Consider the following 10,906-nt stretch of genomic DNA (forward strand, 5'->3'; position numbering starts at 1 on the left):
ACCGGCAGACCGGCCGACCGTCAATCACCGGACCGTCAATCACCGGACCGACTGGCCGGCACCGGGTGGCCGGCACCGGGTGGTCACTTCGCGACCGGTCGGTCGGCTGGCGGGACGGGCATCAGCGTGGCGAGGTTGTACCCGCCTCGCCACACGCGGATGATCGCGTCCGCCATCTGCCGGTCGAACAGTTCGTCGATGTCGTCAAGGGCGGAGGGGAGGTGCCCGAACATCTCCAAGGAGATGAAGCCGTGCAACTGGGTCCAGACGGCCAGGCACACGGCGAGTCCGGCGGCGTCGATCGCGACGTCGTGGTCGCGTCCCCACGCTTGCAGGCTGGCGCGCATCGGCGGGGTGAGCTGGGCGTCCACCGCGGCGGTGTCGATCATGCCGGCCCCGGTCGACTCGCTCATGCAGCGGAACAGCACCGCGACCGCGCGGTGCAGTTGCGTGATCATCCGGTCGTTGGTCGACGTGGCGCAGGGAATGCCGGGGCCGAAGATCAGTCCGTATTCCGTCGGGTGGTCCAGGGCCCAGCGGCGCTGCGCGCGGGCGACCTGGAGCCAGCATCGTAGGTGGTCATGCGGATCGGCCGCGTCGAAGGCCGCCTCCAGGGCCTCCGCCAGCGAGGCGAACCCGTCCGCGACCAGTTCGGCCAGCAGGATCTCCCGGCTGTCCACGTAGCGGTACAGGGCCGATGGGGCCATGCCCATCACCCGGGCGACCCCCCGTAGGGAGAGCGCAGCCGGGCCGTGCTCGGCCAGCTGGGCGCGCGCGGTCTGTTTGATCTCGTCGAGAGTGGCCTGCCGCAGTCGTTCGCGACGGGGAACCGGACTGCTCACCACGGTCATGGTGGGTCTCGACGAGAACGCTGTCAACTTTGTGAACGGATGTGTCTTGACACGAACAGCGATTGCGAACACTGTTCTCTTCAGCATCGCCTGCTCTTCAGAGGGTTCCGTGTTTACTCCGCTCGTGGCGCTCGTGGCGCTCGTGGCGCTCGTGGCGCTCGTGGCGCTCGTGGCGCTCGTGGCGCTCGTGGCGCTCGTGGCGCTCGTGGCGCTCGTGGCGCTCGTGGCGCTCGTGGCGCTCGTGACGCGCCGCCCGCGTCTGGTCCTCGTCCTCACGCTCCTCGTGCTGCTCGGCGCCGGTGGGCTCGCGGGTGGTGCCTTCAGCAAACTCCAGACGGGGGGGTCGACGATCCAGCGTCGGACTCCTCCCGGGCCGAGGACGTCCTGGACGCCCGCTTCCACGGCCGCCCGAACCTCCTCCTGTTGGTGACCGCCCGGGCGGGCGATGTCGACGACGCGGCGGTCGTCGCCGCGGGGAGGGAGGTTGCGGCCGATCTCGCAGCCCAGGCCGGGGCGAGGGACGTCGTGTCCTACTGGACGGGGGGCGGTCCGGCGCTGCGCTCGCGGGACGGTCGGCAGGCGCTCGTCGTCGCCAGTGTCCAGGACGATGACCAGGCCGCCGATATCGTTGATCATTATGGGTCGTGGGCGGACGCGCCGGGGGCGGTGACGGTCCGACCGGGTGGGGCCGCGACGGTCGGGGAGGACATCAGCGGACACGTCTCGGCCGACCTCGCCGCCGCCGAGTCGTTCGCCATTCCCATCACGTTGGCGTTGCTGGTCATCGCGTTCGCGGGCGTGGTCGCCGCCCTGCTGCCGCTGGGTATCGGGCTGCTCGGCATGCTGGGTGGCTTCGCCGCGCTTTCGGTGATCGGTGAGCTTACCGACGTGTCGATCTTCGCGGTGAACCTGGCGACGGCCCTTGGCCTGGGGCTGGGCATCGACTACTCGTTGCTGATGGTGGGAGGAACTGGCGGCGGGTCGGGACCGCGCCACCGCGGTGGAGCGGACGGTCCGCTCGGCCGGCCGGACGATCCTGTTCAGTGGGGCGACGGTGATCGTGGCATTGGCCGTGATGCTCGTCTTCCCGCCGTTCTTCCTGAAGTCGATGAGCTACGCCGGGATCTCGGTGACCCTCGTCGCGATGCTGGCCGCCGTCGTGGCCCTGCCAGCGCTGCTGATGGTGCTCGGCGAGCGGGTCAACGCCTGGGGGATCGGCGGTCTGCTCGGGCTCGTGCGCCGTCGCCGCGCCGGTCGTGCCCGGGGCGGCGAGGCGATCGGGCCCGCGGGCGCGGTCGGGCCGGCGCCGGTCGGGTCGGCGCCGGTCGTGGTGCGGGAGGCGGCCGACTCGCCGTTCTGGCGTCAGGTCGCCGGCACCGTGATGCGCCACCCCGTGCTCACCGGCCTGCCGGTGATCGCGGTTCTGCTCGTCCTCGGGGCGCCCTTTCTGCACGTGAACTTCGGCACCCCGGACGACCGGGTGCTGAAGCCGGGCTCGGCGGACAGCCGGATCGTCGGTGACGCCCTGCGGGGCGCGTTCGCCGCCGACATCGGCGGCGCGCTCGACGTCGTTGTCCAAGCCACCGGGCCGGGCATGATCGACCGGTCCGCGCTCGCATCCTACGCGACTGCGCTGTCCGAACTGCCGGACGTGGCCCGGGTCGACAGCGCCCTCGGGTCCCACATCGACGGGCGCCGGGTCGTACCGCCCGGTCCGGCCAGCCGCCGGTTCGCGATCGCCGGAGCGGATTCCCTCCAGGTCGTGCCCGCGGTGGACTATGCGTCGGACCATGCGCAGGCCCTCGTCCGGGCCGCGCGTGCGGTGCCGGCGCCCGTGGGGACCAGCGTGCTTATCGGTGGCGCATCCGCCGTCCTGGTAGACGGCAAGACCACGATCGCCGACCGTCTCCCGGTCACCCTCGGGTTGATCGCGCTGGCGACCTTCGTACTGCTGTTCCTGTTCACCGGCAGCGTGCTGCTACCGGTGAAGGCCATCGTGCTCAACGGGCTGGCGATGTGCGCCGTGTTCGGCGCCTCAGTGTGGATCTTCAGTGACGGCCACCTGTCCGGGTTCCTCGACTTCACCCCAGGCCCGCTGGACACCTCCATGCCGGTCCTGCTCTTCTGTATCGCCTTCGGGCTCTCGATGGACTACGAGGTCTTCCTGCTCTCCCGGATCAAGGAGGCGCACGACGCCGGCGCGCCCAACACCGAGGCGGTCGCCGCCGGGCTCGCCCGGGTCGGGCGGATCGTCAGCACCGCCGCCGCGCTGCTCGCCGTCACCTTCGTCGCGTTCGGTACCTCATCGGTCCGGTTCATCCAGATGTTCGGGATCGCCACCGCGCTCGCGATCGTGCTCGACGCCACCCTCATCCGCGGGGTGCTGGTCCCCGCCTTCATGCGGGTGGCCGGCGACTACAACTGGTGGGCCCCTGGCCCGTTGCGGACTTTGTATCGGCGGTTCGGACTACGCGAATACTCCGTCCCGGAGCAGGTCGGGGTCAGAACCGTTCAAAGCCGCGCCGGCGCTCCCAGTCGGTGACGGTCCGCTCGTAGCCGGCGAGCTCGACTTCGGCCGCATGGGCCAGATGGGCGACGACCCGATCACCGAAGGCGGCCCGGGCCACCGCACTGGCCCGCCATCGGTCCACCGCCTCCCGCAAGGTCGCGGGCAGCCGTGGCACGTCCGGCATGGTGAAGGCGTTGCCCACCCGTCCGGGTTCGAGCGGGAGACGGTGCTCGATGCCGTGACGGCCGGCCGCGATCATCCCGGCGACGGCGAGGTAGGGATTCGCGTCACCGCCCGGCACCCGATGTTCGACGCGCAGTCCCGGCCCGTCGCCGACCACCCGTATGGCGCAGGTCCGGTTGTCCCGTCCCCAGCTGATTCCGGTCGGAGCGAATGAGCCCGGCGCCAGGCGCTTGTACGAGTTCACGTTGGGCGCGTACAGCAACGCGAAATCGGCCATGCAGGCGAGCTGCCCGGCCACGAACGAGCACATCAGCGCGGACATCCCGGCGATGTCGTCGCGAGAGCCGGGGGGTGGGAAACCGGGGGGTGCGATGCCCGGTGGGGCCAAGCCGGGGTGCCGGACGAGCGCCCCCTCACCTTCGGGGGACGGCGCGAACACACACGCCCCGTCCGTCTCGCGCAGGGACAGATGAACATGGCAGGAGTTCCCCTCGCCCTCGTCGTACTTCGCCATGAAGGTCAGGGCCTGCCCGCCCGCCGCGGCGATTTTCTTGGCGGCGGTCTTGTAGAGGGTGTGGTTGTCGCAGGCCTGCATCGCATCGGCATACCGGAACACGATCTCGAACTGTCCCGGATGGACCTCCCCGCGCGCGGACTCGACCGCCACCCCGATGCCGGCCATCGCCCGCCGGAGGCGTCGGACCAGATCGTCCAGTCCTTCCGTGCCGGAAAGCGCATAGTCGATGTTGTAACGGCTGGCCGGGGTGAGATCGGTATAGGAGCGCTGCGCAGCTCGGCGGTAGGACTCGCGGAAGACCAGGAACTCCAGCTCCGTCCCGGCGAAGGCGGTCAGACCGGAGGCTGCGAGCGCGTCGAGCTGTCGACGCAGCACGGCACGGGGAGCGACGCCCACCGGGGACCCGTCCGGCCAGAACGCGTCCGCGAACACCACCGCGTCGGACGGATGCCAGGGTGCGCGGCGCAACGTGGTGAGGTCGGGCTGGAGCCGTAGATCACCGAAGCCGTCGTACCAGGGCGTGTGGGGGTAGCCTCCGTCGGTCTTCATGTCGACGTCGACGGCGTGCAGGTAGGTGCAGGCGCCGAGGCCATCGGCGAGCACCGGTCCGGTGAAGTGCTCCGGGGACACGGCGCTGCCGACGAGTCGGCCCTGCAGGTCGACGGTGGCGATGATGATCTCCTCGACCGGTTCGGCTCCGGCCAACAGGTCACGCAGCACTCCCCGGCCGGCCGCGTTCTCCCCGAGCGCCTGATCGGACGATGACCCGGGGCCGATCGGGCGGGGCTGGACCCGCGGTGCGGGCCGCCCGATCGGCTCAGGTGGCTCAGGCGGGTCCGGGGGGTCGGGACGGGCCGGAACCTGGGCCGATGGTGGGGTCGGAACCGGCGACGATGTCATGCGTTCTCCGTTCATGCCGTAGGCGGCGCCGGTTCCGTCGGGGCTGCCGGTCGCGCTGGGCCCGTCGTGAGGGTGGACACATCGTGCAGGGGATTCGCGACCTCGCCGTGTATCAGGTCGAAGCCTCCGTCCCGGTCGGCGCGATCGTGGAACCCGGCGCCCGCGAACTGCTCGCGGTTCAGGCAGACCCGACCGAACGCCGGCCCGAGGAGATCGATCGAGGCGAACTGCTCCCGCAGGTCCGGGAACCTCGCGTGGTATTGGTCGACCGTCGCCCGCACGAGCCGCCAGAACTGGTTCTCGTCCACATCGAGATGATCCGCCACGAGCACCGCGAAGAAGCGGAAGTGCCCGGCGAACACCGCCGAGAGCAGGGAGTGGGCCAGGACCGGGCCGGGCCACCGCCGGCAGTGCTCGACCGCCTCCGGTGGCATCCCCCGCCGCTCGGGGAACTCGCCGGATACCAGTTCGATGTCCGCGCCGAAGTCCTTCACGGCTATGCGGCGGGGCATCTCCTCGGCATCGAAGATGCACAGGACGTTCTCGCCGTGCGGCGTGAAGGCCACGCCGTACCGGTACAGGTAATGCAGCAGCGGCGGCAGGAGAGCGGCGAACAGCGCGGCGAGCCAGTCGTGCGCCGGCCGGCCCGAGCGGGCCACGAGCTCGGCGACGACTGCCCGACCGTCGGAGCCGACCGCCAGCAGGGACGCGAGGCTGCGCGCCCGCTCCCCGCCGTCGAGAAACCGCTCCACCGGATCACGCCAGAGCACGCCGAGTAGTTCGTGGAGGCGGTAGGGCGCGTCGGGGACGGCGTCGTAGGCCGGGTGCCGGACGGTGGCGCCGGCGACCTCCGGAAGCGGGAGAACCCGGGTCACGTCGCGCAGGAAGGGATCCGCGTCGCGAAGCCCGAGCAGCCAGCTCGACATCGCCGGCCCGGCGATGGCATCAGCCGCCGACATCCCCCGCCACACCAGCGTGTTACGGATCATTAGCGCGAGCTTGACGTTCCGCCGGTCCGGCCGGTCGACGTTGGCGAGGGTGCGCACCGCCTGCAGGGGCAGGTACCGGTCCGGTGCTTCGCCCAGCGGTACCAGCAGGCCGGTGGCGATCTCGGCCGCATAGAGCGGCACGATTACGTTCTCCCACTGCCACGGGTGGACGGGTAGCCAGACATAGTCGGCGATCGTCGTACCGGCGGGTGGTCCGGCGGGTGGGGCGGAGACGGGCGCGGGGCCCGGCCGGCGTGGCTCGTCCGGCAGGGCCCCGCGGAGCACATCTGTGAAGTGGGCGCGGGTCCGCTCGTCGAGTTCCGTGGTGAGCAGGTCGGGCACGGTCGGCGCGCCCTGGCCAGAAAGGTCGATGGCCTTGGGGGCGATGGCGCTGTACCGTGCGATCGCGCGGTGTGCGGCCACCCATCGCAGTCGGAAGGGCCGGCGCGCCTCGGGGGCGTAGACGGCCGCGGCCGCGCCGAAACCGAGCCGTCCCTTGTTCGCGACGAGACAGGGATGGCCGCTCTGGTACCCCTCGAGCGCGACGAACGGCAGATCGGCGAGATCCACCGCGGGAATCGCCGTTCCGAGCAGATGATGATCGGCGGCCTGGGTGGCGAGCAGATCGCGTACCACGTCGGCGAGGACCGGGTCGGACCAGCCGAGCAGGACCTGCATGTCCTGGAGAAAGCGGATCGGGTCGTCCGCCGGTGCGGTGCCCGGAACGGTCGGTGCGGTGCCCGGTTCGGGGGGGCTGCCGTCCGGGCCGGGCGGCGTAACCGAGCGCGAGCGGGTCAGCGTGGCGGCATCGATCCACCAGGAGCCGAATGTGCCACGTCGGGCGGTGAAAGCGTATGTGACGCCCGCGGCTCGGAGCCGGTAACCCTGGATGGGACCCCGTCCGATCGGGGGGTGCCTGCGACCGTCCGGGGTCACGCCGCGCACTGCGGGATCGCTCGTCCGTGCCGGTGCAGTGGGTGGCGGCCCGCCCGGGGAGCCCGCCGGCCCGGCCGCGGCATCCGCTGGCTCGTCGGGTTGCGGACTGAGTAGCTCCTCGTAGGCCATTTCGGCGATGAGCTTGGCCAGCAGGGCACGGCCGGCCTGCCGCCATCGGTCCGCCGACCCGGTCCGCCCCGGGGACGGTGCCGCGGGCGCTGGTGCTGGCGCGGACCATGACGTGGTCAACGCCCGGCCGCCCCGGCCGTCCCGGCCGTCTTGGTCGGGGCCGGATCGCGCGGCCGCACGCGCCGCTCGCCGACGGCCTGGCCGTTCCCGTCCGGCTGGCCCGACCGGGCGGGGACCCCGAAGGTCGTGAACGCCGACGGCGACGGCAGCCGGTAGGCGTCGCCGCCGGTCAGGTCGTCGAGGATGACCGCGGCGCGCCAGGCACCGAGGCCGAGGTCGGGCGTCACGACGCCGTGCGTGTGCAGCTCCGCGTTCTGGACGTAGACACGGCCGGTCAGACCGGCGTCGGTCGCCACCCGGTAGCGGGCGTCGACGCGGAAGCGGCCCCTGTCGTCGACGTCGATCAGCCCGGCCATGGGATCGAGCAGGGTCGGCCGGCGTGCGGCGTATCCGGTCGCAAGCACCACCGCGTCGGTGTGGACGGGAAAGGCGCGGTTCTGATCGCGGTGGCGGCAGCCGAGAGTGATCTCACCGCCCCGGTCCCGCTGCGAGGCCGTCTCCACGACGACGCCCGGCAGCAGCGTCGCCGCCACGTCCGCCCCGCCGATCGTCCGTTCGTACAGCAGGTCGTAGATCTCCGCGATGGTGTCCGCGTCGATCCCCTTGTAGAGCTGCCACTGAGCCGGAACGAGCGTGTCCTTGGTCGCCTGCTCCAGACCGTGGAAATAGCGGACGAAGTCGGGGGTGAACTGTTCGAGGCCGAGTTTGGAGTACTCCATCGGTGCGAAGGCGGGGGTGCGGGTGATCCAGGTCAGCTGATGGCCGGTCACCGGTTGTGCGCGGAGCAGATCCGCGAACACCTCCGCCCCGGACTGTCCGGAGCCGACCACCGTGACCCGGGAAAGCCCCGCCAGCGCGGAACGCCGCTGCTGGTACTCGGCCGCATGGAAGGCCCGCCCGTTCGGCATCCCCGCGAAGGCCAGCGGCATGATCGGTTCGGTTCCGATCCCGAGGACCAGGTGCCGAGCGGTCACCACCCGTGTCGGGGACGCGCCGGACTGCCCTGCCTGATCGGACCGGTGGGGCTGGACGATCGCCACCTGGAACAGGCGGGTGTCGGGATCCCAGCGGACCGCCTCGACGCGGGTGCCGAAGTGGGTGGAGTCGAGACTGTCGGCGACCCACCGGCAGTAGTCGTCATACTCCCGGCGGGGGATGTGGAACCGTTCGTAGAGATAGAAGCGGAAGAGCCGGTCATGCTCGCGCAGGTACGCCAGGAAGGACCATCTGCTGGTCGGGTCGATCAGGGTGACGAGATCGGCGAGGAACGGCACCTGCAGGGTCGTACCTTCCAACAGCAGGCCGGGATGCCAGCTGAAGGCCGGCGCCTGGTCGAAGAAGACGGCCCGCAGGCCGGGCAGCCCGTCGGCCAGGGCCGCAAGCGACAGGTTGAACGGCCCCAGCCCGACCCCGACCACGTCGTAGGGCGGTTCGCCCCCCGCAGGCAGACCCACGAACGCCGATCCGTCGTCGACGGTACGCGGGCGCTCGCCGCGAGCTGTGGACGGGGCGCGGAAGGTCACGAGGCCTCCAGGAGCGGGTTGGGGATCGGCACGTACACCGACTGAGTGGCCACCGGTCCGACCAGTTCGTCCCGCCCGTCCACGCAGGTGCGCAGGTTGGCCTTGCATGGCAGGGTGGGGGAGTCGAGCAGCCTGGTGATCAGTGCTCGGCGAGTGGCGGGTGGCCGCAGCCCCCGCCCGCGTGGGCCATCCCCGTCCAGCCGATGGAGCAGGCCACGCACCCGCCCGAGCAGGCGGCGCTCGTCCGCGACACCCGCGACCCCGAGCGCGCCGGCGAGGGCGAAGACGTTGTTCACGAACAGGTAGTAGATGGTCCTCTCGGCCACCAGCGCGTCATCGAAGATCGCGTTGAGTCCGGTACCGAAGCCGGGCAGCAGCTGCTGCACCTCCGCCGTGGCGGAGGTGGCCACGTAGTAGCCCTGGCTGTCGCGGTACCAGCCGGCGATCGGCCAGCCCGCCGCGTCCAGGGTGACCAGGGTGTTCTGCAGGTGGGCCTCGACGCCGATCCCGAAATGCAGGTAGAGGTCCACCACCGGGGCGGCCACCACGGTCAGATAACGGTCGAACCAGGCGTCGGTCAGCGTCGGGAGGGGATCGCTCAGCGAGCCAGCCAGCGTCGTGAGGATCCGGGGAAGCATCGCCGTCCGGGCCCGGCCACGGCTGTCCGTGGTCCGCTCGGGCCTGGGCGCGATGAGTGCCGCGGCGCACACCACCCGGTCGACTGACCCGAACGGATTGACCCGGACGGCGGTCTCCAGCCCGACGCCGTCCTCGTCGCGCCCTCCGTCGCGCCGCTCGCCGGACCCGATCGGCAGCGGTGTTGCGGGGCCGGTTCGGGGCCGACCCTCCCCTCCCGGTCGGGTGACGGCCACCCAACCGGGCTCCCCGATGAGGCGGAAGGTCGGATGTCGGGCGGCGAGCGCCGCGCCGAGACCGGCGTCGATCAGCCTCGCGGTCATCGCGCCGAGCCGCAGCTCGTCGAGCTGCAGCACCCGGCGCGAGTTGGTGATTCGCATCCCCAGCGAGAGCTTGAGCATCACCGGGATCTCCGGCCGCCAGACGGTACGCAGCGACGAGGTGGGATACCACCGGTGCCCGGACACCCCGAGGTCGATCAGGCGGCCGTCCGCAAGCAGCTCGGCGACCGGTTCCCGCCTGCTGACCTCGTCCGCCTGCCAGGGATGCGCGGGTACCACGACGTAACCGGCGGGAATGTCCGGGCGATCGCGTCCGCCGGTCCGAGGGGGCCCCGTAAGCCCGGGTGGGCCATGTCGGTCTGGTCCGGAACCGGACGCGGCCGAGAGGCCGGACTTCGACTCCTCGGCCCCACCGTCTTCCCTGGCCAGATCCGCCAGCAGCCGGATCAGGCCCCGGCCGTTCGTGCCGAGGGCCTGGTCCCGCCCTCCGGAGCGGGTCGTCGTGCTGCCCGAGACGGTCACCACGGAGGGATGGGCGGCGAACCAGTGCAGCGCAAAGGACCCGCCGACTTCCGGAGAGTAGGTGGCCAGTGCCTCCGGCGGAGCCCCCTGGCGACTCTTGGCCGCCGGATGGAACGGATGACCGGTGATCAGGGCCTGCTCCGCGGCGAGGAACGGGGGGATGGTGGCCGGGTCCGGCCCGGGACCGCGGGCCGCGAGGCAGCTCGCGATCCAGCCGGCGGAATCGATGATCCTTCCCAGCGCCTGGGCGCCGAGGGCCGGCGGTAGCCCATCCCGCGTGACGACCTCTCGGACGAGCAGCGCGGCGAGCAGGCCCGCGTCCACCGGGGCTGGTTCGCGGGCCGCGCAAACCAGGCGTGGTGGTCCGAACCCGTGCCATCCGGCCGGGGAGCGGTGCGTCAACGTCGCCCGAACGGACAGGCCGGATGCGGGTAGGTCGATGCCGAGCGTCCGGGCGTCCGCCGGTAACCGGACGCCCGTCTCCCGCACCCAGCACCGCAGCAGAGCCTCCGTGACGATCTCGTCCGCGATGGTCGCGTCCGCGATGGCCTCGGACTGCGGTCGATCGCCGGTCACGATCGCCGCCGGGCCCTGGTGGAACCACCGGCGGTAAGGACGTCCCCGGTCTCGGCGATCAGCCCGAGCAGTGCGTCGACGTCCGCCGTGGTGGCGTCGGGATTGAGCAGAGTCAGCTTCAGGAAGACCGCGTGACGGGGACCGAGCTGGGTGCGCCCCACGACGGCCCGGCCGGCGACGAGCAGTTCCCGGCGCAGCCGGGCGTTGATCCGGTCCACCCGGTCGGGGGAGGGC

The 10,906-nt window shown here is 71.6% G+C and carries 7 protein-coding genes and 2 pseudogenes; 3 read left to right on the forward strand and 6 right to left on the reverse strand.

Annotation, left to right across the window (positions count from 1 at the left end):
* Positions 1 to 83: 83 nt before the first annotated feature.
* The gene (locus AC08OX_RS07675; RefSeq protein WP_476607167.1) at positions 84 to 851 is read right to left on the reverse strand and encodes a TetR/AcrR family transcriptional regulator; all 768 of its coding nucleotides are present in this window, start codon (positions 849 to 851) and stop codon (positions 84 to 86) included.
* Between the two features lie 46 nt (positions 852 to 897).
* Here AC08OX_RS07675 and AC08OX_RS07680 point away from each other — a divergent pair, with 46 nt between their 5' ends.
* The 3 genes and pseudogenes from AC08OX_RS07680 (at position 898) to AC08OX_RS07690 (ending at position 3,393) form a co-directional block, all read left to right on the forward strand.
* Positions 898 to 1,281: a hypothetical protein gene (locus AC08OX_RS07680; RefSeq protein WP_476607173.1), complete on the forward strand. Its 384-nt coding sequence runs from the start codon at positions 898 to 900 to the stop codon at positions 1,279 to 1,281.
* Positions 1,236 to 2,184 (forward strand): annotated as a pseudogene (locus AC08OX_RS07685) (MMPL family transporter); the annotation flags it as partial. The gene AC08OX_RS07680 and the pseudogene AC08OX_RS07685, both read left to right, overlap by 46 nt.
* Before the next feature lie 261 nt (positions 2,185 to 2,445).
* Positions 2,446 to 3,393: an MMPL family transporter gene (locus AC08OX_RS07690; RefSeq protein WP_476607172.1), complete on the forward strand. Its 948-nt coding sequence runs from the start codon at positions 2,446 to 2,448 to the stop codon at positions 3,391 to 3,393.
* Here AC08OX_RS07690 and AC08OX_RS07695 read toward each other — a convergent pair.
* From AC08OX_RS07695 to AC08OX_RS07715, 5 genes and pseudogenes are all read right to left on the reverse strand, one after another.
* Positions 3,353 to 4,960, reverse strand: coding sequence for a glutamine synthetase family protein (locus AC08OX_RS07695; protein ID WP_476607168.1), 1,608 nt, complete (start codon positions 4,958 to 4,960; stop codon positions 3,353 to 3,355). The genes AC08OX_RS07690 and AC08OX_RS07695 overlap by 41 nt on opposite strands.
* Positions 4,961 to 4,971: 11 nt before the next feature.
* Positions 4,972 to 7,134: an IucA/IucC family protein gene (locus AC08OX_RS07700; RefSeq protein WP_476607169.1), complete on the reverse strand. Its 2,163-nt coding sequence runs from the start codon at positions 7,132 to 7,134 to the stop codon at positions 4,972 to 4,974.
* On the reverse strand, positions 7,131 to 8,588 hold the full coding sequence (locus AC08OX_RS07705; protein WP_476607170.1) for a lysine N(6)-hydroxylase/L-ornithine N(5)-oxygenase family protein: 1,458 nt from the start codon (positions 8,586 to 8,588) through the stop codon (positions 7,131 to 7,133). Before AC08OX_RS07705 ends, AC08OX_RS07700 begins: the two co-directional genes overlap by 4 nt.
* Before the next feature lie 65 nt (positions 8,589 to 8,653).
* Positions 8,654 to 10,672, reverse strand: a complete 2,019-nt coding sequence (locus AC08OX_RS07710; RefSeq protein ID WP_476607171.1) for an IucA/IucC family protein — start codon at positions 10,670 to 10,672, stop codon at positions 8,654 to 8,656.
* A pseudogene (locus tag AC08OX_RS07715) lies at positions 10,669 to 10,906 on the reverse strand (aspartate aminotransferase family protein); the annotation flags it as partial. The pseudogene AC08OX_RS07715 and the gene AC08OX_RS07710, both read right to left, overlap by 4 nt.

Source organism: Frankia sp. CoBUL1 (assembly GCF_978021245.1).